A 26,067-nucleotide genomic window follows, 5' to 3' on the forward strand; every position below is an offset into this window, starting at 1 on the left:
TACGCAGCCTTATGGCAATCAGGTATTTTGCCGCTTATAGGAACAACGTCTTTTAGTCCTATGAGGTAATACCCTGATGTCCTTGATTTTGATCTTTCTGCTGCAGAGTTATATGATTGTTGAATGCTACCAACGCATGACCAATCTGCTTAAAAAAGTCAAAATGAGGCTCACGAATCTTCTGCATTTCAGTGTATTCCCTTACATGATGAATCTTCTGCATTTCAATGGACTCTCTTATCTGTTGCTCTGCTTTGTACCAGTCTAATTGATCAAAACCAGAAGCAAAACCACGATGCTCAGCAAAATAGTAGGCCGCTTCAGCTACCATCCAGTTGATATTTTCTGGTTTTGGCATTTTACCTGAGTCAGATGCCAGGCTGGATATATCAGGTAAAAGCCCAAATTTTAATAATTCAAAAAAGCTTAGAGTTTTAACATTGATTAAGCCAATTTCATCTGGCCGTGTCTCTTTCAACGTTCTAAATAGTCGATCCCATATAGAAAAAACGGCCCCATAGTTACTATCATGTTCTTTGCGCAGAGAAGAATGATGAACTCGGTGTAAGGATGGGACAATAAATAGCCATTTGAACCATTTTTCGCCTCGAATTGGCAAGTTTAAATGATGGAATATAACAAACAGTGTGGATACACCTTCACAAATTGCAACCAAAGAGGCTTCAATACCTGTGATGAAAATAAACAGTGCTTTAACCAAAATGCTTAGGATCACTTCTATAAAATGTACACGAAAAGCGGTCGTGGAATTCATTGATTTATCACAATGATGAACTTTATGAAACCACCACAGACAATCAAATTTATGGTTTGCTTTGTGCCATAGGTAAAGTGTTAGATCAAACAGGATAAATGCAAACAAAAGCTTATCCTGTTGATTGTAAGCACTCAACAATCCATTATGCTGATAACTTTCTGCCAATACTAATAAGGATGAAATAGATAGTATCGATAAAATGAGACTATTGAACACAAAAGTAGCCATGTTTGTTATGTAGGATTGGATCATTCTGGTTCTGGATTCAAGACAAACGACCAGGATCATTTCTACAAACATTAAAGTGACAAGAATCAGAAAGATAATTATGGGTATATCAATACCGCCAAGAAAATTTAACCATTCTTGATACAGAATTATCATCGATGTAAGCCCGGATATGAAATCATTTAACATATCGATCTCCTCCTAAAGAAGGTAACAAATTACTGAACTAACCGAATTGCAAGCAAGTAAAAACGACGCACCTTTAATCCTTAATATAGATTAAAGGTAAAGTCAACCCTAACTTTGCTGAGTCTGATTATACCTCTGTAAAAGCATTTTTTTATGAATTGTTACACTAGATTAAGGAGATAGACTGTTTCATAAAAACAGATAAATGAAAGATGGATCCTGGTATTTTCCCAAAAATACATATAAGTAATACTGCAAGTCAGGTAATAACGAAAAAAGGATAAATAGCCTGTTTTTTTAATCAAGTACACAGCAATTTACCTGAGTGGTGCTTTGATAATGTAGATACGACAGGATTCACTATAAACCTGTACTGTGTAAAAATAAAAAACGACCTTCAGGTGGTATAATTAACGATATTTTGACCTCGCCAGTGAAAGAAAATAACTTTTACTGCAAACCCACCACCGTTATCATCTGTTTTGGCATAAGCCTTGCTTTTGTTAACTTAAATATAACTCATTGAGATTTGAAAAAAATAATGCCTAGTTTATTACCTGATGTTGATACTGATGGACTACTTGAATATTCAGTGGTATTTACTGACCGTTCACTAAATCATATGTCCCAAAAATTTCAAGGTGTCATGAAGGATATTTCTTCAACACTAAAACAAGTTTACAATGCTGATGCTGTTGCTCTGGTGCCAGGCGGTGGTACGTATGGCATGGAAGCCGTAGCGCGTCAATTAGCGACCGATAAAAAATGCCTGATTATTCGTAATGGCTGGTTTAGCTACCGTTGGTCTCAAATTTTGGATATGGGACAAATTGCTTCTGAATCTATTGTACTAAAAGCACGTCCTGTGAATAAAGACCATCAGGCTCCCTTTATTCCTCCCCCGATTGAAGAAGTTGTAGAGACTATTCAACGGGAAGAACCTGATATTGTGTTTGCACCTCACGTGGAAACTTCATCAGGCATGCTACTTCCTGACGATTATTTAAAGTCGGTTGCCGATGCTGTCCATGCTGTCGGAGGCCTGTTCGTTTTAGACTGCATTGCTTCCGGTACGCTTTGGGTTGATATGAAGTCCACGGGGGTCGATGTTTTAATCAGCGCTCCGCAAAAAGGCTGGAGTGCCTCACCCTGTTGTGGTCTGGTGATGATGAATACTGACGCATTAGGAAAAGTAGAATCGAGTACAAGTAGCAGTTTTGCCTGTGATTTGAAAAAATGGCTACAAATTATGCAAGCCTATGAAAACGACGGTCATGCCTATCATGCTACTATGCCGACCGATGCTTTAGAAAAATTTCATAAAACCATGCAAGAAACTAAAGCCTATGGCTTTGAAAAAGTGCGTACCGAACAATTAGTATTGGGCGAAAGTGTACGTAGCCTGTTAAAGAGTAAAGGCTTTAAAAGTGTTGCAGAAAAAGGTTTTGAAGCACCCGGCGTTGTCGTTTATTACACTAAAGATGTAACCCTGCATAACGGCAAGGCATTTTTACAACAGGGCTTGCAAATCGCGGCGGGAGTCCCTTTACAATGTGATGAGCCAGAAGATTTTCAGACTTTTCGCATAGGCTTATTTGGCCTGGATAAATTGCATAATACAGAGCGTACTGTTAATAATCTAGAAAAAGCATTGCAGGCAATAACTAGTTAACTAAGGAATGAGTATTTATTAACTTCGACTTTTGATAAGGAGTGCAATAGCTTTAGAGACTGTGAAAGTATTATGCGTAGATACTCTATTAAAACGCAAGCGTGAATGCATAAAAATTTATATTTTTATGCATTTATAGTGATAGGTAACGTATAAAAACGAGCCCCATCGAATTTTTTGTTAGTACGTAACATGCCATGGATGGCGTGTAATAATTTACGCATCACAGCACAGACCGCTTGTACTTTCTTTAAGCCATTATCCTCAATCAAGTGATGATAATAGCCTTGAATATTCGGCTCGAATCGGCTGGCAACCAAAGCTGGCATATACAAGGCCTGACGAATATATTTATTACCCACTTTGCTAATGCGTGGCTTTTTAGATACGCTACTACCTGAATCAAATATCCTTGGATCCAACCCTGCATGAGCAACCCACTGCCGCGCAGTCATATCCTTAGGCAAGATCATCAGTTCACTCAGTATTTGTACCGCTGAGGCTTGTGCAATCCCTTTGATGCCGGTGATTAATGAATGAGCCTGCTTCAGATCTTCATTTTGATGAATGATATTAAGTGCACTGTCGCGCAAGGTTTTAATTTGTGCGTCTAAAATATCAATCAACTGCTCTGTCTGTTCAATCACTAGCACGGGTGTTTCCACTGTTGATTCCAAAGCATGAAGCTGGTTTTTAGTTTGTGTTTTTTGCTTACTTAAGGCGGCAATACGACGCGCAGTCGCTCTTAAGCTAATACATTCATCGGCTGGACGCTCCCAGGCTTCAAAAGGCATTCTTTCAGCATAAATCGCTAAATTCTCTGCATCAATCGCATCGGTTTTGCTGCGCGTCATTAAGGCTTTAGCAAAGTTGTGTGCAGCTTTGGGGTTAATCACCATCACTTCAATACCGTCTGCTCGACTAAGAGCGACAGCTAAATCAAAATGATAGATGCCTGTTGCCTCGAAACTTCTCATTATCCACGGGAAAATATTAAAAAGTTGCTTTACAATATATTCTATGAACTCGCCTAAACCTGAATTACCAGAGATAAACAAAGAAGATCGCACACCGCTAGTCGATGTGTTATTGGAAATGCTTGCCTGGCAACAAAAGCAGATTGATGAGTTAGCACAAGAGATACTCAAGCTTAAAGGCGAAACCACAAAGCCTAAAATCAAACCGAGTACAATGGATAAGGAGGGTGCCCCAGGAAGTGATGACTCCTCATCAAAAAGGAAAAAAGGCCCAAGGCGCAGTAAAAAAGGCAACCTCAAAATAGATGAAACCCAAATTATTCAGCCGGATGAAATCCCAGAGGGTTCACGCTTTAAAGGGTATCAGGATCGTGTTATTCAGGATATTACCTTTCAAACTCATAACATTCGTTATCGTTTAGCAGAATATATAACGCCAGAGGGTCTTACGATTTTAGGTCAGCTTCCCGAAGACATTCAGGGAGGTAGCTTTGGTAAAAGCCTTATTGCCTTTATTCTCTATCAATACCATCACCAACATGTCACACAGCCATTACTACTGGAACAAATTCGTGATTTAGGCGTCGATATTTCGAGCGGTAAGCTCAGTTATATACTAACAGAAGATCTGGACGACTTTCATGCCGAAAAAGATGAATTACTGAAGACGGGATTATCCGTTTCTAAATATATTCATACAGATGATACTGGCGCACGGCATAAAGGGCAAAATGGCTATTGCACACATATTGGCAATGATTTTTTTGCCTGGTTCAGTAGTACAGAAAGTAAAAGCAGAATCAATTTTTTAAACTGTCTATCACAAGGCAAAACAACGCTTTATACATTGAACACAGGTGCCATTGAATACATGGCACAAAATAAGCTGTCTGTTGTAATCTTGGCGACACTGGAAAATATCAGTGTCTGCATTAACACGGCACCTGACTGGTGCGAATGGCTGGATCAGCAAGGCATCGTTAAACCTCGGCACAGAAAAATAGTCACGGAAGGTGCTTTGATGGGAGGGCTGCTAGACCAAGGCATTTCCTCTGACTTTTCAATTATCAGTGATGATGCAGGGCAGTTTAACGTCTTTGATCATGCCTTGTGCTGGATCCATGCCGAACGAGTAATTAATCGCCTGATTCCTTTAAATGACAGCCATACCAAGGCAGTCGATGACGCACGCGACTAGCTTTGGTCGATTTACCATGACCTGAAAGCTTATAAACTTAATCCTGTTACCGAACAGGCGAGCAGTATCAGGCAGCGCTTTCAAATCCTATGCAGCACCAAAACCTGTTACGAAACGCTTAACCAGGCTCTCGGGCGCATGGGGAAAAATCAACATGAACTCCTCCGTGTACTCGACAAACCCTACCTCCCACTTCATAACAATTTAAGCGAACGGGATATAAGGGATTACGTCAAGAAACGAAAAATCAGCGGGAGTACACGAAGTGATGCAGGGCGGAAAGCCCGTGATACTTTTGCCAGTCTCAAGAAGACCTGCCGAAAGCACGGCATGTCATTTTGGGGTTATTTAAAAAGTCGCTTACTGAAGTTAGAAGGGATTCCTCCGTTATCGGAAGTCATTCGTGCGGCCGCTGCCAGTGGATAATGAGAAGTTACGTTGCCTCGATGCAAACCTTTGTTTCTCCTTTAAGTTTTGTTAAAGACTGAATAATTGATTGATGACCTAAAGGGGTATTATCAAAGGATTTCGCTTTACGTGCCTTACCATTAACCATGACGACAACAACTAATTCCTTGCAACTCACATCAATTCCGACAGTATTCATTTTTTATCCCATATTAAGTATTATAATGATCACTGGTTTCCCAACCCTGACACTTCACCTACCGTCCTTGTGAATGCAGACTCAGAAGCATAGCTTACAGGTCTCAGATACTCCACGGCATGGATGACGAGGGTGGGGAGCCAATCTACGAGCAAGCTCAAAGCTTAAGGTTGGGCCGGCTTCCCCAGAAAATCAGTTATTACTATAACCTGAGTTCGGGATAAGACGTCATAACAAAGGTAATAAATCTTCTCTACGTAAGTTGAGTGCAGGCTTTTTTTCCTGGTAAGAATAAGCAACTAAACAAGCAACAATATTGATCATATAATTCGTAAGCGAACGATGTCTAGAGTGCTCAAGCTGAAAAATATTTTTAAGTTGATCATTGATAGTTTCAATAATGCTACGCTTTCTCAATAAAAGTGCATCAAAAGCAGCTATGACTCGTGGTTTCATATTTTTCTTGAGAGTTGTGATTAACTCAACATCATCGGTTGCTAAAAGTTCAGTGAGTTTTTTAGAAATATATCCTCTATCGCCAAAAAGCTTTCCAATCAGATTTTTAGCCAATTTTGGTACGGGTTTACGGTCATCAACATTCCCTTTCGTGATTGAAAAAGAAAGTATTTCCCCTCGATCATCCACAATAATGTGTAATTTAAACCCATAGAACCAGCCCGTAGAAGACTTGCCTCGTTGGGCCACATCTTTGAAAGTTTTATGGCGCGGAATACGAATATTTTTACAAACGCAAAGGGGTGTTGAATCAACAAATGCAATACCTTCACTTCGGCCACAACGTGTTTGCATAAAAGCCGTTAAAGGACCGATAATATCGGGCAATAATTCAATGAAACGGTTATAACTCGGCACCTTTGGGAAAGCTTTAGATAAGTTTTTGGGCAAGTAGCGTAAATAAAACCATTTAAATGTGTCATACCCTGACTGATGATAGTAAACAATCAAAGTAATTATTTCACTGGGGCTAATGCAACGCTTTTTCCGTCTTTTCTTTTCACCGTTTTCTATTTGGGTTTTCTCCCAGTGGGGTAAAAAGGTTTTACAAAAATCATCTACATCACAAAATAATCGGGTTAAACTTAGCATTGGGCAGTCTTAGAAAAAATAAATTCTTGGTTGTTTCTATTTTTTCAGATTTTCAAAAGACTGCCCACCTTTTCTTATCCCGAACTCAGGTTACTATAATTGTTTTGTGTTAAATAATCTTGTGTTTAAGAGATATGTTTAATATACAAGGGTGGGGTGAAGCATGAACCCCAACACTGAGGCTAGGTAAGCTATTGATTGTTGGGGTTCGCAATCTCTCCCCAACCTACGGAACTAAGCTGTTATCTAGATTATAAATATACTGCTATTCAAAATAAGGTTCACAACAATTACCCTACAGGCTGTTATAAACTAGACATTATACGGCGAAGCTATCCAGTCTCGTAGTATGGCTTCATCACGTTCAGATAAATAAGCAAAATCACCCGTAATATCGTGATAGACAGCTTCGCCATTATACGGTGAAACCAGCTTACCTTTAACCATATAGAAAAACCAGGCAAAGGAGTAACCGGCCTGACGGTCAAAACGCGTTAATAAGTTATTTAAAGTACTACCCTGCTTGCCTACCATATCTTCTAAATGGGGTAATTGCCCTGTCTGAAGATTAATGATCTCAGCATTAATAATTTGCTCTCGATATCTCCCTGTATGCTGATAAGGACGAATAATCCAGTCTTGCGAAAAGAGTGTTTTTGCTGCGCTACTACGATTCCAGTCGTCCATAAAACGCTGTACCGGATGCTCCAATGCATGGTGTTGACTAAGCGTCTGCATAAAGATTTTTATATCCGTCTTACGCCGATATTGATAACGCGAATGCCCAAGACTATAGCGATCAATAGTCGCAGGCGTTAACGGATCAATAATATCTTCCAGGTCTTCCGGCAATACCTCTTCATTGACTAATAATCGATCTACTACTTCGAGCGTCTTATCTATTTCCAGGAGAATAAAATCTTCTGCTAACGCACCGGTTTCAATAACAAAGTATAACGTTTTTCCCGTTTGGCGAGTGGCCAAATATTCCTGCTCCAGGACATGATCAATCAGTGTTTGAAAATTCTGCCCACATTCAAGAAAGGTGCGCTCTACCCACTCAATTAAATCTTTGGCAATACGATTGCCATTACTATCAACAACACCACCAATTCTGTACCATTCATCACCTGTTCTGGCTAAACGCACAGTATGCTCAGGGATCAAAGCCTGTATTTTAGCTAATAAAGATAAATCATCTTTGCCAGGAATGAGCTTTTTGCATAATTCACTGACTTTTTGACCACTTAATTCGACGGCTTGCTTAGTCATCTTTAATATCCTAATTCGTTTTATTTAACCTTTGTTCGGCAAGGTTACGTATATCAGGTTCAGCATCCACTAAAAGGATATCCAATGCATATATGGGTACATGCCTGGCTGCAGTATAGCGCACCATCCAGTCCTCATCATTTAGAAACTCGATGGCTTCATCATCAGCAATTCTTTCCGCAATAATTCGCCTTACTTCAGGGTCTTTGTCATGTTTCATCAACCCTAAGCTGACTTCCGGCAAACGCGCTGCTACGGCTTTTCGAACCTGTAAATCGTCATCGGTAATAAAACGGAATAAACGTCCGGGCGGCAATCGCTTTGCGACGGTCAAGCGCACGATATAATCAACATCATTCGCCAATAGTTCCAGTTTTTCCGGATTAATTCGATCCGCAACAGTCATTCTCACCTCACGATCGGGATCATCAATAAATTGACTCAGCTGGTGCACAGGTAAACGAAAGGCCACGGCACGCCTGACTACTTCATCTTCATCATTCATGACCGCCGATAAAGTTGCCAGGGGCGAATAGCGTACGGCTATAGCTCTTCTTTCCCAAAAAGGATCGTGTAAATACTGTGGAGCATACTGTGGATTGATACGAAAAAATCGGTCAATCTGCCGACCGCTTGCAACAGTCAAACAGGTATCGCCAGGCATACATCTTCCGGTAAGCAATGTTTTAGATCGAAAAGGACACAAACTACAATCGGCAATGGGTGTATTTGAAGAAGATTTACTCATCAACAATACTCAATCAGAATATATTTCTGCGACGACTACACCTGTAGCGCTTTCAAAATTGTTCGTTAGGCACATACAATGATCATGACCATCGATAAGATAAAGATTAAAGTGCTCATGCTCTAAAACGGGATCATTATTAGGAATATCATCATCACTACAATACGTAAAATGTACTGGAGAATATTCGCTGCGCAGTAATGTAATAATACTTTCATCAATACCAGTAGCTATTATTTTTTGCGAGATTTGAGCGAGTGTTTCTTGACTGATCATAGCGTTTTTTCCTCTAGCGCATGGATTAAAGGATCCTTAACCACACCCATGGCTTTTGCTAACCAGGGCGGCGGGGATGTTAACAAAACAAATTGTAATTGCTCAAGTATGTCAGTGATAACTGCCATACTATTTACTTTCAATGGATGTACACCATGTTTAATGACTTTAGCTGCCGCTAATCCGCCAATGGATGAACAATATAGCACCTGACAATCCTGAACCAGTTCGGCGCGATAGTGATTTTTCTGTATTGCTTTTTTTGCAGTAGGTGTATCAGTCACTCGAATCTGAATGAGCTGTTGTTTCAAGGCTGAAACCTGATAGATATAAACTTGCTCGCAAATAGTGAATGCACTGTCAATATGAACACCATCTTCACTCACAATAGCAACACGTATTGAATTAGGCAAGTCACCGTCATGATAAGGTTTTATTGGCGGTCTACAAATTTCCGGAAGATCAGTTTTTTCAACTGAGTGCAAATAGGCTAATGAGTTTCTTAGCAGATCTAAATTGTAAGATTTATGCAATAGCTTACTCAGCGCACCCTGATAACTTTTAAGCGTAAGTGACTTAAGTTTTTGTTCCGTTATAGGAAGCTTGAGACTATTAACTAAAGCATTAATCAGTTGTTTAGGTTTAATATCGGGCAAAGCTCTTGCAGCTAGCCCGATACTCAAAGCCAATTCTCGCGACAAAACTGACTGGTTCATAAAAACTACTCTATTAAAGGCAAAATACAATTAACAATAGGACACATACGTACACATTCAGGAACATCATATCCGGTGTCTTGACACTCATTGCAGGTTTGCTTGTTAATTTCAAAAACAATAGCCCCTTCTTTAATTGATCGAGTAGGACATACTGGTTCGCAGTCACCGCAGGATATACATTCAGCTTGCTCAATATATAAGGCCATCAGCCTCCTCCATTAGTTGTATGATGCAGTAATCACACTTAATAATTTAAGCAAGTCCAAATTCCGGCTTGATTGACTCAACCCATTTAGTCAACCTTTCTTCGTGCATATCTCTCTGATTTTCCTGATCTAATACAAGACCATAAAATTCATCATCATCATTAATTGCACGAGAACTTTGGTATTCATATCCTTCTGTAGACCATGCACCCACAAATTTGGCACCACTGTCTTCAAGTTCTTCATAAAGAATGCCTAAAGCATCAACAAAATTATCCGGATAGCCCACTTGATCACCCAAACCATAAAGAGCAATGGTTTTACCCGTTAAATCTTCACTACTTAGATCAGGTAAAAACTCTTCCCAGCTCTCAGATTCTGCACCCGCGGTCAACCCAGGTAATTCACCATCACCTAATGTTGGCAAACCTAAAATCAGAAAATCATATTCAAGCATTTCAGTTAAATTTGCGCGATTTATGTTGAGCGGTTTAGCCGCTTCATCGCCTATTTTCTTAGCAATTTCTTTTGCTATTTTACGTGTATTTCCAGTATCAGTTCCGAAGAAAATTCCAATTTTGGCCATTGTATTACTCCTGAAATATATTAAGGTATAAGCTTGATTTTTATACTAGTCTGTTTAATCTACACGCTTAGCGCGTAACGTAATTGGAATCTTTGGCGGAGGACTCATGGGCTCGAAATAATAGCGAGAATCATCGCCTAAAACCACTTCCCCGCCCCATTTATCGGGTGTATCAAACTCAATTGACTCAACCGTTTCTTCTAAATCTTTTTTTGCAACATAGAAAAGTAGTTTCCCATCTTCTCTCATTCTCAGCATAATACTGGGCATAAACACTCTCCAAAAAATGGGGGCCGATGAATTCTAATCCGATAACTAAAATCCACCGACCGTACTCTGACTTAACGTATCAGGTCGTAGTTATAATCTGTCGTACCCATACCTATTGTTTCTTTATCCAATTGCTCTAGTACTGCATTCACCAGCGTCGTCAGGATGTACATACCACCTTCATATCCCAACGTGGTCATACGGTGTAAATGATGCCGATCAAAAATCGGGAAACCAATACGGATTAATGGCACGTGGAACTCTTCACCTTTATGCTGCGTATCTCGCTCAATAAATTTACCGTAGGAGTTTCCAATCATAAAGTCTGGTTTATTGGTGAAGACTAAAGAACGGAAATGCCATAAATCTTTACCTATATGCACTTGAGTGTTTTGTCCATAAGGTGAATCTGCCAGGATTTTTTCTATCGCTTTTCTCCAGCGTTTATTCGCATGATTACATAAAACATCGGTGGGCTCTGCACCTAATTCCAACAGGAATTTAGTCATACCTAATACATAGTCAGCATCACCATAAAGCGCGAATTTTTTACCATGTAACCAGGCATGTGAATCGGTGATCATGTCCATAAAACGACCACGCTCAACTTCCAAAGATTTTGGAATAGGCTTGCCCGTTAATTCAGAAACCGTCATGAGAAAATCATCAGTCCACTCTAATCCCATGGGAATATTGATAGGCGTTGCCGGCTGATGCAGCATGGTTTTGACGTATTTTCTCGTTTTGTCCGATTGCCATGGCTGCAGTAATAAAGTATCAATCGCGTTAGGCGCATCTTTTACTTCATCCATAGTCGTGCCACCGGCGTACATGCGGAACTGACCATCAGCGGGTGTATCTAAAACCTCAGTCGGATCACTTAGCAGCGTGTAATCGACACCCATTTCTTTCATCATGCGGTGCATAACGCGGAAGTTACCTAAATAGGTTTCAAAACCCGGTACGATATTAATTTTACCGTTCGAACCTACGACTTTATCTTCCATATAGTTGCGGGTAAAGTAGTTCAGGATACCCTCAAACATATTATCCCAACCTGTCGTATGACTACCCACGAAACTAGGGGTATGCGCAAAAGGTGTAGGATATTCCTGTTCGACATAGCCATCTTTTTTAGCATTATTGATGAAAGCATTTAAATCATCACCAATAACTTCTGCCATACACGTGGTTGATACCGCAATCATGTCAGGCTTGTACAATGCTTTAGCATTTTCAAGACCATCCATCATATTTTTCTGACCCCCAAAAACCGCTGCATCTTCGGTCATGGAATCAGAAACACAAGAAATGGGTTCTTTAAAATGGCGGTTAAAGTAAGTACGGAAATAAGCGACACAACCTTGTGAACCATGTACATAAGGCATGGTTTTTTCAAACCCTAAGGCACAAAGTACCGCACCTAATGGTTGACAAGCTTTAGCCGGGTTGACCGTTAAAGCTTCACGATTAAAGTTAACTTCTTGATATTCTTTTGTCGTTGTCCATTGAAAAACTTCATCAATTTTTTCCGTTGGATGCTTTTCTTCGTAAGTATCCTGTTTATTTTTCAAGTTGGCCTTGTATTCATCATTTCTGAATAAAGGATAACTGGCTTTAATATTTTCTACATCTTGGCTCATGATAGACTCCTACGTGCCACTAATCTGTGGACTACGTTCTAAAGACTGTTAGGGTACGCTACGTACCGACTGTAACTGTTTTCGTGAACGATAAGGTACGCAATGCGTACCCTACTTTCATGAAAATCAGGCGCTGGCTGCAATCACTGCTTCATCACTAGCCGCTTTTTTATGCCAAGGCGCTATAACATTGCTCCAGCATGGGTTATTAATGGTCATATCCATATCACGGGCAAAGATAGCAAAACCATCATAACCATGGTAAGGACCTGAATAATCCCAGGAGTGCATTTGACGGAATGGCACACCCATTTTTTGGAAGATGTATTTTTCTTTAACACCAGAACCCACCAAATCAGGCTGCACTTTCTTAACGAATTCTTCAAACTCAAAACCTGTTACATCGTCATATAAAAGCGTAGCATTACCCATTTCTTTAATAGTACGATCGTAATCATCACCATGACCAAACTCATAACCTGTTCCAACTACTTCCATGCCAAGGTCTTCATAAGCACCGATCACATGACGAGGGCGTAGTCCACCGATATACAACATCACACGTTTGCCTTGTAAACGTGGTTTGTATTTAGCGATAACGGCTTCATACTCAGACTCATAACGCTTAATGACTTTTTCAGCACCTTCTTTGATGGTGTCATCAAAGTGCGCTGCAATTGCACGTAATGATTCAGCAATTTTAGTTGGACCAAAAAAGTTATATTCAATCCAGGGAATGTTGTATTTTTCTTCCATATGACGCGCGATGTAGTTCATCGAACGATAACAATGGATCAGGTTCAATTTAACCTTAGGTGTTTTTTCAATTTCAGCAATGGTACCGTCACCAGACCATTGTGCGACCACACGTAGTCCCATTTCTTCTAAAATGGTACGCGAAGCCCATGCATCACCACCAATATTGTAATCGCCAATAACAGCGATATCGTAAGGTGTCGTTGCAAAGCTTTCATCACCATCTCGGTTTTCTAAAACCCAGTCACGAATTGCATCATTAGCAATATGGTGACCAAGTGATTGTGATACCCCACGGAAACCTTCACAACGGACTGGAACAACCGTTTTACCGTGCTCTTTTTTCTTTTGTTTGGCAACCGCTTCAATATCATCACCAATCAAACCGATTGGGCATTCTGATTGAATAGAAATACCCTTGTTTAAAGGGAATAAAACTTCAATCTCATCGATTAATTTAGCAAGTTTTTTATCGCCACCGAAAACAATATCTTTCTCCTGAAAGTCAGAAGTAAAGTTCATTGTTCCGAACGTATTCACCCCGGTTGTCCCTACGTAGTAGTTACGACGACCTGCACGAGAATACTGACCACAACCCACCGGACCATGAGAGATATGAATCATATCTTTAATAGGTCCCCAAACAACCCCTTTGGATCCCGCATACGCACAACCACGAATGGTCATAACGCCAGGTAGAGATTTACGGTTGGAAGTAATACATTTATTTGATTTCTCAAGACTTTGATCATTGACGGCTAAATGTTTAGCACGATCTTTTTTCGCTTTCTCAGGATAAACTTCCAATACTTCCTGAATCAGCGCTTCTGTTTCTTCTTTTGTTAAAGCAGACATAATGTTCTCCTATTGCCGCGGGTAATCTCCCGACTAGCTTTTTAAGGATGCGAAGGGCAAGGACAATGCCCCCACCCTTCTGGTTACAGCCTAATTAAAATTAAGCTTCCGCAGCCGCAGTTAAACCTACGATAGACTCATCTTCTTCGTCCATTAAACCGAAGTTCATTAACAAGTCTTCTAATTCATCCATAGTAATAGGCGTAGGAATTCTGAAGTCAGTGTTGTTGATGATTTTATTAGCTAAAGCACGATACTCATCTGCTTGATTTGCAGTCGTATCATATTCAATAACCGTCATACGACGAATTTCAGCACGCTGCACGATATTGTCACGCGGTACGAAATGAATCATAGTGGTATTCATTTTGCTTGCTAATTCCATGATCAATTCATCTTCACGCGCTGTATTACGTGAGTTACAAATCAAACCCGCTAAACGAACACTACCTGAGGTCGCATATTTCACGATACCTTTAGCAATATTGTTCGCCGCATACATCGCCATCATTTCGCCTGAACAAACAATATAAATCTCTTGCGCCTTGTTTTCACGGATTGGCATGGCAAAACCACCACAAACAACGTCACCAAGAACATCATAAAATACAAAATCAAGTTCATCATCATAAGCGCCTTCCTCTTCAAGAAAGTTAATAGCAGTGATAACACCACGACCCGCACAACCAACGCCTGGCTCAGGACCACCTGATTCAACACATTTGATGCCGCCGTAACCCGCTTTCAATACATCTTCTAATTCTAAATCTTCAACACTACCCGCTTCAGCAGCCAAACTCATAATAGTAGTTTGGGCTTTTGAATGTAAAATTAAACGTGTAGAATCCGCTTTAGGATCGCAACCAACAATCATTACTTTTTTACCTTGTTCAGCAATCGCTGCAACCAGGTTTTGAGTTGTTGTTGATTTACCTATACCACCTTTACCGTATATTGCACATTGACGTAACGCCATGGTCTTCTCCTGTTGTAATGACTTCAAGTTAACACACAAGAGTTAATGCAACCACTGTGCCAATCTATGAAAAAACATATAAGCAATTGAATAATAAGTATTTATTTTATTCATGAGATGTTAAATAGTCTATTTTTAATGGAGGCATAACAAACATTTTGTGAGTTTTCTTGTAAGCTTATTAACAGTAGGGTTATGTATAAGACATATAAGCACTACATTTTCTTCGTGTCTTATATTAAGTATATAGCACCCAATTTTGCCTATGCTTTCGCTGCAAGCGACTCAAAATCCTCTATATTGTTAGATTGTGCTAAACATGACAAAAAATACTGGCTATTTTTTCGTTTAACACATACCTGTTCTTTCAAGACATCGAAAATATAGTTCCTATAAAATAAAGACTTACTTCTCACTTGGTAATATCCATAATTTAATTACGTACATTGGATTGATACTTGCTTCACTCTTTTATTATTACCTTAATATATGGAGTATTTATGTCTTCCAATGTGATTGAAGAAATTCTTAGCGGTCTATATGACAACAAAGTTGTTCCTTATCTTGGACCAGGTGTTTTATTTGATGCCGTTAACAAGGCTACTGGCAAACCAATGCCGGCGGATAGCGAAAGCCTGATTTATGCAATGAATGATGGCAAGCCTATGGCACCCAAGCTGATGTATGAATTCCCGCGTGCCGCGATGAATAAAGAATTAAAAAAAGGGCGTAATTTTCTTGGCCAATTTTTTAATAGAACGTATGCAGAGACCGAATGGACTCGTGCCGCTATACATGACTGGCTTGCAGAATGGAAGCCTAATTATATTATCGACATCAATCGCGATACTCAACTACAACAAAGCTACGCAAAGGAAGAGCATCTGCTGATTTGTGGCATAGCAAGAGTCTCTACCGGTTTTCGTTTTAAACTTTATTTTTATGATGGTCAAAGTTATTTCGAAACCCCTCAGGAGCAAGTTAATCCAAAGCTACCCATTTTATTTAAACCGATGGGCACGCCTCTGCCAGACGCTAACTACATAGCTTCCGATGCTGATTATGTGGATTACATTACCGAATTAATGGGTGGTTTTGCGATTCCTGATTTTCTTAAGGAATATCGCAAAGGAAAACAATACCTATTACTCGGTATGCCGCTAAATCGTGATTCTGAGCGTATGGTCATGAGTGATATTACTTATGGAGCAATGGAATCTAAAAGAGGCTGGGTACTCAATAAATCGCCAACGCCTAAAGAAGTGCGTTACTGTGCGAAAATTGGCCTGGAAATTATTGATATGGATGTCAAAGAATTTCTTGAATGCGTGAGCTATGCTAAAGAACTTGAACCAAGTGCTTAATGCTTCCGTTATAGTCTCGTGTAACCTGAGTTCGGGATAAGAAATCCAGATAGTTTGTAGTGTAGGATGGGCGGAGCAAAACGCAAAGCCATCAACGATAGGCGCGGTGTTTATTCAATTGTCAAATTGGCACTTTGTTTGATGTTTTTTTGCGATAAAAGCAGCGTCGGGACGTGCGGCCCACCCTACTTCCAATATTAAACATCGCCGCTGTTTTTTATCCTGAACTGAGGTGAGCGCATACCTTTGTGCCTCTCTAAAAATAGGCAATAGATACCCTACTCTGATATTGCAATCTTTAAAAACCCTATATTTGTTAAGTTATATTACATGAGCCAAAAATGATCTATACTTATTATTCACCTAAGGCTAATCTAATTAACCCATGCCGAATATCACTCAATATGGACATAGTACTAATTTAATTGGCTTATCGCCTGCCTATATTGCTAGTCTGGCTTTTAATGACCAGCCTGAGTCATTACATATTGCAGGTACTCGGGAAGCCGCCACCGGTTTATTTGAAAAATTAAGCACGCAAACCACCCTCTTAGCCTGTGGCCATCTCTTTCAAGATTATATGTGTGTCGTCTTTGGCTTTGAAACCGAACAGAGATTACACAACGATTCTTCAGGGAGACGGCGCTATAAAAGCAGCTATCTCACACTTATTCAGGATTGGGGCCTGGATTCAAACAATGCCCAGGGTGCAGTATTTAAAGGCTGGGTAGAAAGTCGATTTGGCCTGTTCCCCACTTATCATAAAGAAAATATAGCCAGTTTTATCGGTAAAACCTGGGCGTCCTATATTGAAGAAAAAATGAATTGCCGCTATCACAATAACTGCATCTATATGCAACTTGACCTGCTCTACGAATTTTGTCAGTGGATCATTGAACACTTTCAATTTCCCGCGGAAAAATATAAAACCCTCTACCGCGGAGTTAATTCCTTAGATGAGTATGTCTTAATTAATATTGATGGCACGCCGCATAAAACCTTCCGGTTCAACAACATCTCTTCTTTTACCGATAAGCACAGCATTGCCTCCGAATTTGGTGCTTATATACTTGAAGTAGAAGTGCCCATGGTTAAACTGGTTTTTTTTAATGAACTGCTGCCTCGCCATGCCTTGCATGGTGAAGCTGAATATCTGGTGATTGGCGGTGATTACCGGGTAAAAATAACACGTTAAGGCATAAAAATGACAACAGAACCCTATTTAAACCATGCATTATCTGCCTATCTGGGATTTGCCTGTGGTGATGCCCTGGGTGCTACGGTGGAATTTATGTCACCCAAGCGTATTCAAAAACACTACGGAGTACACAAGGATATTATCGGCGGGGGCTGGCTTGGCCTTGAAGCAGGTCAAGTGACCGATGATACGCAGATGTCACTGGCTCTCGGACAGGCACTTATTGAGCATCAAGGCTGGAATATTGCAGCGGTTGCAGATAACTTCGTCGCCTGGCTGGACTCTGATCCACCCGATATTGGCGATACCTGCCAACGCGGTATTCTACGTTATCGTGACCAAGGGGAATTATTTGGCTCAATAAGAGTCGATGATGCCGGCAACGGTGCCTGTATGCGTAATCTACCCGTTGCACTGGCAACATTGAATAGCCCATATTATTTTACCGAGTGGAGCTTGCAACAAAACCATATCACCCATAATAACCCTTTATCTGATGCCGCTACTTTGTCTTTAGGACGCATGGTGCAACACCTGGTTAAAGGCGGTAATCTCTCGGACTGTCAGCAAGAGGCAGCTAAACTCATCTGGCAATATCCTGAATTTGGCTACACCCCCTACCCGGGTAGGGCTTCTGCCTACATTGTGCATACGCTGCAAACGGTTTTACATTATTTTTTCACGACTGATAATTTTGAAGACTGCCTGATAGCGACGGTGAATCAAGGGGATGATGCGGATACCACAGGCGCATTGGTAGGTATGCTTGCCGGTGCCAGATATGGATTAGCATCAATACCGCAACGCTGGCTAGAACGACTGAATAAAAATGTTAGTGAACAAATACATATACAAAGTAAAAAGCTATTACAACTATCCAAAACATTTGAGCCAGGTGGCCCGAACAGCTAGATTGCACCTAGCTACCTTTCCCGATCGATTTGTAGTGGTCAACTATCTCTCGATTTGGCTAGAGCTTCCTTCAGATTCCACATTGGCTCCCAATAACTAGCAAAAAGAGCAAAAAGGGGTCGTAGCTGTTTACAGAAAATAATTTACAGCCTCTTTACTGAGAAAATTCAACGGTAGCTATGGGGCCAGACTGTGTGAAAACTCAAAACCGTCTAGAAAAACAGGCATGTTGTCATCCGACCTTAGCAGGAATCCTGAATCATGGACCAAACACGAAGTATAGAACTGAACTGATAATACAGACAATCCGGCTATTTTTTTAGTCGTCCAGAAACTTGATACACTTTATATTCAACACGTTTTGCAGTTTGCTGGAGTAAATCAGGGGCAGATTCGAAAACACTTTCAACACAGACTAATTCAATATCAAAATTTTCCGAATATAAGTTATTAATTTCTTCATCTACACCTAATGCCTGACTCAAAGTTTGATTTTCTTCTGCATCCTCCGTCGTCAGTAAAAAAATGATGGCAGTTTCTGGTACGATTAATCTTAACTGGACAATATAACGTTGGCGAATATCTTCGGGTAAAGCAGTCAGTGCTGCTAGATCATAAACAGCATCAAATACGCCTAATTCCAGCGGGGTCAGAGAGAAATAATCACCGCATAAAATACTGAGTTTGCCATGTTTCCAGAGCGTGAATTTACCTACTCGCTGTTTAACAGGTTTCAAGTGATTCTCCAGAAAGAAAGCACGCACGGCAACGGGGCTTAATTCGACACCTATCACTTCATGCCCTTGCTCAAGCAACCAGAGCATATCTAAACTTTTCCCGCAAAGAGGGACAAAGACCCGACTTCCAGGAGCCAGGCCAAGACCAGGCCAAAATTTGCTGAGCAGTGGATTAAGTGCCAATTGATGGAAATCATTACGCTGATCGCGCCAGAATTGTAACCAAAGTGAGTTATCATGGCTGATATTAATAACTTCCTTGGTTTTGGAGATACGCATAGCAAAGTTTCTCATAAAGGTTGTGCGTTACAGTGTTCTGTTCGAACCAGCACAAAGCTTCATGAGAAGAAAAATGCAACCCGAAAAGGTAGGAATATTAACAGGCCGACGTAAAATCTCGACTTTTAACAGGAGTAGCCTGATAGAGGGTGCTAGATTTGCGATTGTAAATAATTGTGTATACCTACTTTGTCAATAAGCTCCAACTGGGTTTCCAGCCAGTCAATATGTTCTTCTTCACTGTCTAAAATATGCTGAAAAGTGTCCCGACTTATAAAATCGCTGACACTTTCGCAATAGGCAATTGCTTCTCTCAATAAGGGAACAGCAATATATTCCAGTTTTAAATCACAGCTCAGCATTTCCTGAGGATGTTCACCAATCAATATCCTGCCTATATTCTGTAAATTAGGCAATCCTTCCAAAAAGAGAATACGCTCAATAAGTTGATCAGCATGTTTCATCTCATCAATTGATTCGTGATACTCTTTTTCATTCAACTTGTTAAAACCCCAGTTTTTATACATGCGTGCATGAAGAAAATACTGATTAATAGCCGTTAGTTCATTTTCTAGCGCCTGATTCAAATAGCTTATAACTTTCTCATCGCCTTTCATAGTAATCACCTGTGAAATTTATTAAATGGTCGTTTCATTCGATGCGTTCATCAATTTTTGACTGTGATGACAGTGTAGTAACTGATGAACGTCTTTATTACATTTACCACAATCTCTCCCGACACCGAAACATTGAATTAACTGTTTTCGGGTGCACAACCCTTGACTAATCGCGGTTTCCAGTTGCTGATCTGTAACCGCTTTACAGATACATATATACATAAGTTAGTCAGATTCGGAGTTTCTGCGCTCAACAAGCGCGGGATCAACTGTAATCTTGCGATAAATTTCAATACGATCTCCCTCCCGAATTTTGGCATTGAGCTTGGCCAATTTACCAAAAATACCTACTTTTTGGGTACTCAAATCAATTTCCGGATATTGTTGTAAAATGCCAGAAAGTTCAATAGCTTTTTCAATATCGCTGTCATCAGGCACTTCCAGTCGCATCCACAATTGTCTATCGGCTTCGGCATAACACACACCTACATTCATGTTTAGCTCCTTAACTTTTAACGACTGCTGCTTCAATTGTTGGGACAAGCACTACTCTATTAGCCATTTTTTTATCCAGCATGCGTTTACCTGCAATAATAAATCCCAGCATAATAAAGCCACCGGGCGGTAAAGCCATCAATAAAAATCCTTGATAATCAGAAACCAGAGTAAGCTCTAAAAAAGAAAAATTTTGACCTAATAATAGCGATGCATTTGCAAACAAGGTACCCGCTGAGGTCACTTCTCGCGTAGCACCTAAAATAACCAAAACCAAGGTAAAGCCCATGCCCATCATCAAGCCATCCCAAATGGAATGCAGTACTGGCTGACGTGAAGCGAATGATTCCGCTCTCCCAAGTATTGCGCAATTCGTCACGATTAATGGGATAAATAAACCTAATACTTTATGCATTTCATGCATCCAGGCATTCATACTCATATCAACTAAAGTCACCAGGGTTGCGATTAATAAGACAAAAACAGGAATGCGTACTTCAGGAGAAATCAATTTACGATTTAACGATACCACTGCATTTGAAGACACCAGCACCACTAAAGTCGCTATGCCCATGCCCAATCCATTAGTCGCAGTACCCGTTACAGCCAATAATGGACACAAGGCTAAATTCTGACTAAAAACGACATTATTATCCCAAATCCCATCGCGGCCTATTTTTCTAATTGTTGCAGAGAAAATACTCATAGCGTTTCCACAAGTTATGCGGCCAAAAGCTCGGCCTGATGCTGTTTAAAAAACTCTAGTCCTTGGTGTACTGCATTTACGATGGCTCTCGGCGTAATTGTCGCACCACTGAATTGATCAAACTTACCACCGTCTTTTTTCACCGCCCATTGATCAACACTTAAATTATCCAAAGAGTAGCCATTAAAATTCAAAATCCAACCGGATTTACTCACTTCAATCTTATCCCCCAGGCCTGGCGTTTCAGCATGCGAAATAACCCTGACACCCAATACATTACCCTCTTTATCGACACCCATAATGAGACTAATTGCACCAGAATATCCACCTAAAGCCTGTAAACGAAATGACACAGCACTCACTTTTCCATCCATACGCGCCATATAGACTGAGGTTTCATCTGCACCTAATTTATCGTCTTTAGAAGAAACAATAACAATATCTTCAAGCACGTTATTGTTATATATATTCGCAGGAATCACTTCAGCTAATGAAGCACGCAAATCTTCTTCCATACGCAATTTAATAACATCGCGCGTGTTATAGTCAGCAAATCCTAATAAAGCACTGGCCAATAAAGCAAAGCCTGCTAACAGTAAAGATTGATAGCTGATACGGGTTTTAAATTCCTCTAATTTACTCATTCTTTTAACTCCAGCGGCATACCCTTACGGTTCCTGCCGTAGATACGTGGCTTAATATAATGATCAATTAATGGCGTCATAGCATTCATTAACAACACTGCAAAACCCGCACCTTCAGGATAGGCACCCCAGGTACGAATAATAAAAATTAATAGTCCACAAGACACCCCAAACACTATCTGTCCTGCTGCTGAATTAGGTGAAGTCACATAATCAGTGGCTATAAAAAAAGCCGCACATATCAAAGCCCCTGAACTGATATGTATCCAGGGATTCAAATAATGTGCGGGGTCCCACCAGTGGAAAATCGCTGAAATAATCCACACAGAGAACAACATAGCACTCGGAATATGCCAACTAATAACACCTTTAAAAAATAACCAGAGACCACCTAGAGCCAGGAATATCGCAGATGTTTCTCCTAAACTTCCACGCATAAAGCCAAACCAGCTCGATTGTTCTGTATAAACACCCCTTAAGATCCCGGGTAGTAAGTGATTTTGTGAAAGCTCGGTTTTTACATGCCCTAATAGGGTCGCTCCTGTATAAGCGTCCATTTGCTGCAATCCCAAAAAAGTAATTTCTAAACCTTCTACAAAATTCGGAGCTTGCTCGGAGAAAAACGGGGTCACATTTGCCCAGGTGGTCATTTCAACAGGGAAAGAAATAAGTAAGGCAACCCTGGCCAACATGGCAGGATTAAATACATTTTGCCCTAAGCCACCGTAAACTTGCTTACCTAGAATAATGGCAATGCCTGAGCCGACCACGCCAATCCACCAGGGTGCCCAGGGCGGCAATGTCATAGCCACCAGACAGCCAGTCAATACGGCTGAGTAATCATATAAGACTCGCGGGGATTTTCCTGCTAAACGCAAGCAAAAATACTCAAATATCAAGGCCGATAAAAGCGTGATAACAACCAGGTTTAAGGCAGGCCAGCCAAATAAATAGATGCCAAAAGCTAGCGCAGGAATAATAGCGATAATCACCTGCAACATAATGCCTGAAACTTGATTATTTGTTTGGGTATGTGGTCCACTAACAGGTTTTATTTTCATACTTCTGCCGCCTCCCGTGCTGCTTTTTCAGCTTTAGCTCGCTTCCGTGCTTCTTTTTCAGCTTGACGTTGCGCAGCCTCCTCGGCCTGTTCTCGCTCTATTCTTTCCATGCGTGCATTGCGATCGTCCATTAATTTATTTGTTTGCTCCGTTTTATGCTGCGCCTGCTGACGAGCTACTAACTCACCCGTGGCATATTTGAAATAATGTACTAACGGAATATTTGAGGGGCACACATAAGAACAGGAACCACAACTGATACAATCTTTAAGACCAATGCTAACCGCCGCATCCAGCTGATTACTACGAATTCGATTGACCATATCCACGGGCAACAGGCCTGCAGGACAAGCCTGTATACAACTCGCACAACGAATACACGGTTGTTCTGTTCCTGATTTAATTTCATCAGCATTCAGTGCTAATACACCACTGCTTGCTTTCACTATAGGCAGATCACTATGCGGTAAGGCATCACCCATCATCGGTCCACCCATAACAATACGTGCAGTTTGTGCCGCATCAACCTGGCAAACTGCAAATAATTCTGAAATCAACGTACCTATAGGCACTTCAATATTTTTCGGTGCCATCGTTGCGCCACCACTGACAGTCACGATACGACTCACTAAAGGCTCACCTTTACGTATCGCTTTATGAATCGCGTAGGCCGTAGCAACATTATGCATCACCACTCCTACATCCGTTGCTCGAGATCCGGCGGGCACTTCTTTACCGGTAACATAGCGAATCATCTGTCTGTCCCAACCCATTGGGTAGCGAGTCGGCACGGTAATGACATAAATATGGTCATAAGGCTCACACGCCTTACGCATGATTTTAATCGCCTCAGGTTTATTGTCTTCAATCCCTATCTTGGCATGCCTTGCATTCATACCATGCAACATAATACGAATACCATCAATTATGTCATCAGCTCTTTCCTGCATAAGCCTGTCATCACAAGTAAGATAAGGTTCACACTCTCCACCATTAATTAAGAGTGTATGAATATTACTCTGTCTACCCAGATTTAATTTAACAGCGGCAGGAAACGTTGCTCCGCCCATTCCAACGATGCCAGCAGCACCGACGCGTAAAGAAATCTCCTCAGGGTCTAAGGCAAAGGGATCGCTCACACATTGACGCTCTCCCCAGGCATCTAAACCATCCGTTGCTAGCACAATCATGCGAATCGGCAAAGCCGATGGATGAGAGCCTGGATAAAAATTAATATCCGCAATAAGCCCGGAACTTGGCGCATGAACTGGCGCAGAAATCATACCTTGGCTATGCGCTAATAGCTGCCCCTTTAAAACCTTATCCCCTACTTTTACAACGGGTTCCGCTGCTTTACCAACATGTTGCTGCAAAGGAATATACAATTTTTTTGCCAGGGGAAAATCTGTTGCAATTGACACTTCAGAGGTTGAACTTTTACACTCTGCAGCATGAACCCCTCCCCTGATTCGAAGCTTATCCATCAAGCTGATCATGCCGCTGCCTCCCATTGTGGTTTTTCAGGTTTTTGCCAATGCCAGTTTTTTAAGGTCACTTCAACAGCGTGCATTTGCAGGCATTCGGTTGGACATACAGCTATACATTTTTTACAGCCTATACAGGCATCAGCAACAACTGCATGAATTTGTTTTGGTGCGCCGACAATCGCATCAGTAGGACAAACTTTAAAACAGCGCGTACATCCTGTACAAGTAGCCTCACTTACTTTTGCCACCAATAATTCAGGCTCTGCTAAGGCACTTAAATCAATATCCACTCCTAATATTCTGGCAAACTGTTCTGCCAAGGCACTGCCTCCCGGTGGACATAAAGTGACGGGTGCGTCTCCCTTGGCAACGGCCTCAGCAGCCGGTCTGCAACCGGGAAAGCCACATTGACCACACTGTGATCCAGGCATTAAAGCTTCAAGTTCATCAACGACAGGACTACTTTCAACTTTTAAGTAACGTGCCGCAAAGGCCAATAAAAGACCTAAACATAAACCTAATGAAGTCAAACTAATAATGGCAGAAATAACGTACATAGCTCTCCCTCGATTAATGATAAAGTCCGGCAAAACCCATAAATGCCAGCGAAAGAATACCAGCGGTTATAAACGCGATAGGTGTCCCTACAAAAGTTGCAGGGACCGTCATTAAAGCTAAGCGTTCACGTAGCCCTGCAAAAATTACCATGACAAGGGTAAAACCGAGTGCTGCACCAAAACCAAAAAAAAGGCTTTCAGCAAAGTTGTACTGTTCCTGTATATTCAGCAAGGCGACACCTAACACGGCACAGTTTGTGGTAATCAAGGGCAGGAAAATACCCAATACTTGATATAAAACCGGACTGGTTTTATGTATCACCATTTCTGTAAATTGAACAACAGCGGCAATTACCAAAATAAAGCCTAAAATCCTCAGGAAACCAATATTAAGTGGTATTAAAACCAAATGCTCCAGTAACCAGCTTGCAGCGGCTGCTAAAGTTAAGACAAACGTGGTTGCCAGCCCCATACCAAGCGCTGTATCAAGTTTGTTGGATACACCCATGAACGGGCATAATCCAAGGAATTTAACTAATACCACATTATTAACTAATGCAGTACCTAAAATAAGCAGAAAATAATCCGTCACGGTTCAACCTTAAAGTTACTATTTATTATGAATTCCATTCAGCATCAACCATGCCAAAATAGTCTCCCCTTCTAAATGCACCATAATTAAGCACTTTAAACCCATTGAAATACGCACATCTGTAGCAGTTGTATCATTTACGCCTCATTTATTCGGGTAATTGTAGCAAACACGACAATTTTTTTGGTAACATGATTACGCTTAACAGACTTTACAATATATACTTCGCTGGGTCACGAATACGGTTGTATAGCGAGTTAATTTTAGTCAAGAGCAAGACTTTGAAGCAGGCATATAGCGAGCTACGCAACTGTTTCAGCAATGCGGCTAGCGGCTAAAATCGTTCGCTAGAAAA

30 protein-coding genes are annotated in these 26,067 nt (G+C 40.8%); 6 read left to right on the forward strand and 24 right to left on the reverse strand.

Going from position 1 to position 26,067, the window contains the following annotated elements; translation table 11 throughout:
- Positions 1 to 58: 58 nt before the first annotated feature.
- On the reverse strand, positions 59 to 1,195 hold the full coding sequence (locus AU255_RS14955) for a sterol desaturase family protein (RefSeq protein WP_080523738.1): 1,137 nt from the start codon (positions 1,193 to 1,195) through the stop codon (positions 59 to 61).
- A gap of 541 nt (positions 1,196 to 1,736) precedes the next feature.
- Between AU255_RS14955 and AU255_RS14960 the strand changes: the two genes are divergently transcribed.
- Complete coding sequence (locus AU255_RS14960) at positions 1,737 to 2,867, forward strand: aminotransferase class V-fold PLP-dependent enzyme (RefSeq protein WP_080523739.1); 1,131 nt, start codon at positions 1,737 to 1,739, stop codon at positions 2,865 to 2,867.
- Between the two features lie 125 nt (positions 2,868 to 2,992).
- Here the strand turns inward: AU255_RS14960 and AU255_RS14965 are convergent, their stop codons facing one another.
- Entirely contained in the window at positions 2,993 to 3,844 is an 852-nt protein-coding gene (locus tag AU255_RS14965) for an IS110 family RNA-guided transposase (RefSeq protein WP_332889066.1), read from the reverse strand.
- Positions 3,845 to 3,887: 43 nt separating this feature from the next.
- Between AU255_RS14965 and AU255_RS14970 the strand changes: the two genes are divergently transcribed.
- Together AU255_RS14970 and AU255_RS20460 are read left to right on the forward strand one after the other, a co-directional pair.
- Entirely contained in the window at positions 3,888 to 5,042 is a 1,155-nt protein-coding gene (locus tag AU255_RS14970; protein ID WP_198942656.1) for a transposase, read from the forward strand.
- 84 nt (positions 5,043 to 5,126) lie between these two features.
- Positions 5,127 to 5,468: an IS66 family transposase gene (locus tag AU255_RS20460; protein ID WP_269844824.1), complete on the forward strand. Its 342-nt coding sequence runs from the start codon at positions 5,127 to 5,129 to the stop codon at positions 5,466 to 5,468.
- A 7-nt stretch (positions 5,469 to 5,475) separates the two neighbouring features.
- Here the strand turns inward: AU255_RS20460 and AU255_RS19880 are convergent, their stop codons facing one another.
- The 12 genes from AU255_RS19880 to nifH form a co-directional block, all read right to left on the reverse strand.
- Positions 5,476 to 5,649, reverse strand: coding sequence for an IS110 family transposase (locus tag AU255_RS19880; protein WP_143735989.1), 174 nt, complete (start codon positions 5,647 to 5,649; stop codon positions 5,476 to 5,478).
- A 228-nt stretch (positions 5,650 to 5,877) separates the two neighbouring features.
- The gene (locus AU255_RS14975) at positions 5,878 to 6,756 is read right to left on the reverse strand and encodes an IS982 family transposase (protein WP_080521034.1); all 879 of its coding nucleotides are present in this window, start codon (positions 6,754 to 6,756) and stop codon (positions 5,878 to 5,880) included.
- A 312-nt stretch (positions 6,757 to 7,068) separates the two neighbouring features.
- Entirely contained in the window at positions 7,069 to 8,028 is a 960-nt protein-coding gene (locus AU255_RS14980) for a hypothetical protein (protein ID WP_080523740.1), read from the reverse strand.
- Positions 8,029 to 8,038: 10 nt separating this feature from the next.
- The gene (locus tag AU255_RS14985) at positions 8,039 to 8,776 is read right to left on the reverse strand and encodes a 4Fe4S-binding leucine-rich repeat protein (RefSeq protein WP_080523741.1); all 738 of its coding nucleotides are present in this window, start codon (positions 8,774 to 8,776) and stop codon (positions 8,039 to 8,041) included.
- A gap of 9 nt (positions 8,777 to 8,785) precedes the next feature.
- Positions 8,786 to 9,052 (reverse strand): DUF6129 family protein, encoded by a 267-nt coding sequence (locus AU255_RS14990; protein WP_080523742.1) that lies wholly within the window; start codon positions 9,050 to 9,052, stop codon positions 8,786 to 8,788.
- Positions 9,049 to 9,768: a dinitrogenase iron-molybdenum cofactor N-terminal domain-containing protein gene (locus AU255_RS14995; RefSeq protein WP_080523743.1), complete on the reverse strand. Its 720-nt coding sequence runs from the start codon at positions 9,766 to 9,768 to the stop codon at positions 9,049 to 9,051. The genes AU255_RS14990 and AU255_RS14995 overlap by 4 nt, the downstream gene beginning before the upstream one ends.
- A 5-nt stretch (positions 9,769 to 9,773) precedes the next feature.
- Entirely contained in the window at positions 9,774 to 9,977 is a 204-nt protein-coding gene (locus tag AU255_RS15000; protein WP_080523744.1) for a 4Fe-4S binding protein, read from the reverse strand.
- Positions 9,978 to 10,023: 46 nt separating this feature from the next.
- Entirely contained in the window at positions 10,024 to 10,563 is a 540-nt protein-coding gene (locus AU255_RS15005; RefSeq protein WP_080523745.1) for a flavodoxin, read from the reverse strand.
- A 54-nt stretch (positions 10,564 to 10,617) separates the two neighbouring features.
- Entirely contained in the window at positions 10,618 to 10,833 is a 216-nt protein-coding gene (nifT, locus tag AU255_RS15010) for a putative nitrogen fixation protein NifT (RefSeq protein ID WP_080523746.1), read from the reverse strand.
- Positions 10,834 to 10,904: 71 nt separating this feature from the next.
- Positions 10,905 to 12,476, reverse strand: coding sequence for a nitrogenase molybdenum-iron protein subunit beta (gene nifK, locus AU255_RS15015; RefSeq protein ID WP_080523747.1), 1,572 nt, complete (start codon positions 12,474 to 12,476; stop codon positions 10,905 to 10,907).
- A 126-nt stretch (positions 12,477 to 12,602) separates the two neighbouring features.
- Positions 12,603 to 14,087: a nitrogenase molybdenum-iron protein alpha chain gene (nifD, locus tag AU255_RS15020; protein WP_080523748.1), complete on the reverse strand. Its 1,485-nt coding sequence runs from the start codon at positions 14,085 to 14,087 to the stop codon at positions 12,603 to 12,605.
- Between the two features lie 100 nt (positions 14,088 to 14,187).
- Positions 14,188 to 15,063, reverse strand: coding sequence for a nitrogenase iron protein (gene nifH, locus AU255_RS15025; protein WP_080523749.1), 876 nt, complete (start codon positions 15,061 to 15,063; stop codon positions 14,188 to 14,190).
- A 500-nt stretch (positions 15,064 to 15,563) separates the two neighbouring features.
- Here nifH and AU255_RS15030 point away from each other — a divergent pair, with 500 nt between their 5' ends.
- From AU255_RS15030 to draG, 3 genes are all read left to right on the forward strand, one after another.
- Positions 15,564 to 16,427, forward strand: coding sequence for an SIR2 family protein (locus AU255_RS15030; protein WP_080523750.1), 864 nt, complete (start codon positions 15,564 to 15,566; stop codon positions 16,425 to 16,427).
- Positions 16,428 to 16,812: 385 nt separating this feature from the next.
- Entirely contained in the window at positions 16,813 to 17,622 is an 810-nt protein-coding gene (locus tag AU255_RS15035; RefSeq protein WP_080523751.1) for an NAD(+)--dinitrogen-reductase ADP-D-ribosyltransferase, read from the forward strand.
- Positions 17,623 to 17,631: 9 nt separating this feature from the next.
- Entirely contained in the window at positions 17,632 to 18,537 is a 906-nt protein-coding gene (gene draG, locus AU255_RS15040) for an ADP-ribosyl-[dinitrogen reductase] hydrolase (protein WP_080523752.1), read from the forward strand.
- A 311-nt stretch (positions 18,538 to 18,848) separates the two neighbouring features.
- Here the strand turns inward: draG and AU255_RS15045 are convergent, their stop codons facing one another.
- The 10 genes from AU255_RS15045 to rsxA all read right to left on the reverse strand — a co-directional run bounded on the left by AU255_RS15045 (position 18,849) and on the right by rsxA (position 25,712).
- On the reverse strand, positions 18,849 to 19,553 hold the full coding sequence (locus tag AU255_RS15045) for a thiopurine S-methyltransferase (RefSeq protein WP_080523753.1): 705 nt from the start codon (positions 19,551 to 19,553) through the stop codon (positions 18,849 to 18,851).
- 152 nt (positions 19,554 to 19,705) lie between these two features.
- Positions 19,706 to 20,170: a bacterioferritin gene (gene bfr, locus AU255_RS15050; RefSeq protein WP_080523754.1), complete on the reverse strand. Its 465-nt coding sequence runs from the start codon at positions 20,168 to 20,170 to the stop codon at positions 19,706 to 19,708.
- A gap of 21 nt (positions 20,171 to 20,191) precedes the next feature.
- The gene (locus AU255_RS15055) at positions 20,192 to 20,392 is read right to left on the reverse strand and encodes a (2Fe-2S)-binding protein (protein ID WP_080523755.1); all 201 of its coding nucleotides are present in this window, start codon (positions 20,390 to 20,392) and stop codon (positions 20,192 to 20,194) included.
- Positions 20,393 to 20,395: 3 nt separating this feature from the next.
- On the reverse strand, positions 20,396 to 20,665 hold the full coding sequence (locus tag AU255_RS15060) for an RnfH family protein (protein ID WP_080523756.1): 270 nt from the start codon (positions 20,663 to 20,665) through the stop codon (positions 20,396 to 20,398).
- 10 nt (positions 20,666 to 20,675) lie between these two features.
- Entirely contained in the window at positions 20,676 to 21,371 is a 696-nt protein-coding gene (locus tag AU255_RS15065) for an electron transport complex subunit E (protein WP_080523757.1), read from the reverse strand.
- 14 nt (positions 21,372 to 21,385) lie between these two features.
- Positions 21,386 to 22,015 carry an electron transport complex subunit RsxG gene (rsxG, locus tag AU255_RS15070; protein ID WP_080523758.1) on the reverse strand — a complete coding sequence of 210 codons (630 nt, stop codon included), beginning with the start codon at positions 22,013 to 22,015 and terminating at the stop codon, positions 21,386 to 21,388.
- Positions 22,012 to 23,076, reverse strand: coding sequence for an RnfABCDGE type electron transport complex subunit D (locus AU255_RS15075; protein WP_080523759.1), 1,065 nt, complete (start codon positions 23,074 to 23,076; stop codon positions 22,012 to 22,014). The genes rsxG and AU255_RS15075 overlap by 4 nt, the downstream gene beginning before the upstream one ends.
- Complete coding sequence (gene rsxC / locus AU255_RS15080; protein WP_408606492.1) at positions 23,073 to 24,587, reverse strand: electron transport complex subunit RsxC; 1,515 nt, start codon at positions 24,585 to 24,587, stop codon at positions 23,073 to 23,075. The genes AU255_RS15075 and rsxC overlap by 4 nt, the downstream gene beginning before the upstream one ends.
- Entirely contained in the window at positions 24,569 to 25,120 is a 552-nt protein-coding gene (locus AU255_RS15085) for an RnfABCDGE type electron transport complex subunit B (RefSeq protein WP_080523761.1), read from the reverse strand. Before AU255_RS15085 ends, rsxC begins: the two co-directional genes overlap by 19 nt.
- Positions 25,121 to 25,133: 13 nt before the next feature.
- Complete coding sequence (gene rsxA / locus AU255_RS15090; RefSeq protein WP_080523762.1) at positions 25,134 to 25,712, reverse strand: electron transport complex subunit RsxA; 579 nt, start codon at positions 25,710 to 25,712, stop codon at positions 25,134 to 25,136.
- Positions 25,713 to 26,067 lie beyond the last annotated feature (355 nt).

The sequence above is a fragment of the Methyloprofundus sedimenti genome (assembly GCF_002072955.1).
Classification (GTDB): Bacteria; Pseudomonadota; Gammaproteobacteria; order Methylococcales; family Methylomonadaceae; genus Methyloprofundus; species Methyloprofundus sedimenti.

What these genes read in the sequence shown, in the direction of transcription:
- AU255_RS14955 (WP_080523738.1), bottom strand. Translation starts at nt 1,195, where the DNA reads ATGTTAAATGATTTCATATCCGGGCTTACATCGATGATAATTCTGTAT.
- AU255_RS14960 (WP_080523739.1), top strand. Translation starts at nt 1,737, where the DNA reads ATGCCTAGTTTATTACCTGATGTTGATACTGATGGACTACTTGAATAT.
- AU255_RS14965 (WP_332889066.1), bottom strand. Translation starts at nt 3,844, where the DNA reads ATGAGAAGTTTCGAGGCAACAGGCATCTATCATTTTGATTTAGCTGTC.
- AU255_RS14970 (WP_198942656.1), top strand. Translation starts at nt 3,888, where the DNA reads ATGAACTCGCCTAAACCTGAATTACCAGAGATAAACAAAGAAGATCGC.
- AU255_RS19880 (WP_143735989.1), bottom strand. Translation starts at nt 5,649, where the DNA reads ATGAATACTGTCGGAATTGATGTGAGTTGCAAGGAATTAGTTGTTGTC.
- AU255_RS14975 (WP_080521034.1), bottom strand. Translation starts at nt 6,756, where the DNA reads ATGCTAAGTTTAACCCGATTATTTTGTGATGTAGATGATTTTTGTAAA.
- AU255_RS14980 (WP_080523740.1), bottom strand. Translation starts at nt 8,028, where the DNA reads ATGACTAAGCAAGCCGTCGAATTAAGTGGTCAAAAAGTCAGTGAATTA.
- AU255_RS14985 (WP_080523741.1), bottom strand. Translation starts at nt 8,776, where the DNA reads ATGAGTAAATCTTCTTCAAATACACCCATTGCCGATTGTAGTTTGTGT.
- AU255_RS14990 (WP_080523742.1), bottom strand. Translation starts at nt 9,052, where the DNA reads ATGATCAGTCAAGAAACACTCGCTCAAATCTCGCAAAAAATAATAGCT.
- AU255_RS14995 (WP_080523743.1), bottom strand. Translation starts at nt 9,768, where the DNA reads ATGAACCAGTCAGTTTTGTCGCGAGAATTGGCTTTGAGTATCGGGCTA.
- AU255_RS15000 (WP_080523744.1), bottom strand. Translation starts at nt 9,977, where the DNA reads ATGGCCTTATATATTGAGCAAGCTGAATGTATATCCTGCGGTGACTGC.
- AU255_RS15005 (WP_080523745.1), bottom strand. Translation starts at nt 10,563, where the DNA reads ATGGCCAAAATTGGAATTTTCTTCGGAACTGATACTGGAAATACACGT.
- nifT (WP_080523746.1), bottom strand. Translation starts at nt 10,833, where the DNA reads ATGCCCAGTATTATGCTGAGAATGAGAGAAGATGGGAAACTACTTTTC.
- nifK (WP_080523747.1), bottom strand. Translation starts at nt 12,476, where the DNA reads ATGAGCCAAGATGTAGAAAATATTAAAGCCAGTTATCCTTTATTCAGA.
- nifD (WP_080523748.1), bottom strand. Translation starts at nt 14,087, where the DNA reads ATGTCTGCTTTAACAAAAGAAGAAACAGAAGCGCTGATTCAGGAAGTA.
- nifH (WP_080523749.1), bottom strand. Translation starts at nt 15,063, where the DNA reads ATGGCGTTACGTCAATGTGCAATATACGGTAAAGGTGGTATAGGTAAA.
- AU255_RS15030 (WP_080523750.1), top strand. Translation starts at nt 15,564, where the DNA reads ATGTCTTCCAATGTGATTGAAGAAATTCTTAGCGGTCTATATGACAAC.
- AU255_RS15035 (WP_080523751.1), top strand. Translation starts at nt 16,813, where the DNA reads ATGCCGAATATCACTCAATATGGACATAGTACTAATTTAATTGGCTTA.
- draG (WP_080523752.1), top strand. Translation starts at nt 17,632, where the DNA reads ATGACAACAGAACCCTATTTAAACCATGCATTATCTGCCTATCTGGGA.
- AU255_RS15045 (WP_080523753.1), bottom strand. Translation starts at nt 19,553, where the DNA reads ATGCGTATCTCCAAAACCAAGGAAGTTATTAATATCAGCCATGATAAC.
- bfr (WP_080523754.1), bottom strand. Translation starts at nt 20,170, where the DNA reads ATGAAAGGCGATGAGAAAGTTATAAGCTATTTGAATCAGGCGCTAGAA.
- AU255_RS15055 (WP_080523755.1), bottom strand. Translation starts at nt 20,392, where the DNA reads ATGTATATATGTATCTGTAAAGCGGTTACAGATCAGCAACTGGAAACC.
- AU255_RS15060 (WP_080523756.1), bottom strand. Translation starts at nt 20,665, where the DNA reads ATGAATGTAGGTGTGTGTTATGCCGAAGCCGATAGACAATTGTGGATG.
- AU255_RS15065 (WP_080523757.1), bottom strand. Translation starts at nt 21,371, where the DNA reads ATGAGTATTTTCTCTGCAACAATTAGAAAAATAGGCCGCGATGGGATT.
- rsxG (WP_080523758.1), bottom strand. Translation starts at nt 22,015, where the DNA reads ATGAGTAAATTAGAGGAATTTAAAACCCGTATCAGCTATCAATCTTTA.
- AU255_RS15075 (WP_080523759.1), bottom strand. Translation starts at nt 23,076, where the DNA reads ATGAAAATAAAACCTGTTAGTGGACCACATACCCAAACAAATAATCAA.
- rsxC (WP_408606492.1), bottom strand. Translation starts at nt 24,587, where the DNA reads ATGGGAGGCAGCGGCATGATCAGCTTGATGGATAAGCTTCGAATCAGG.
- AU255_RS15085 (WP_080523761.1), bottom strand. Translation starts at nt 25,120, where the DNA reads ATGTACGTTATTTCTGCCATTATTAGTTTGACTTCATTAGGTTTATGT.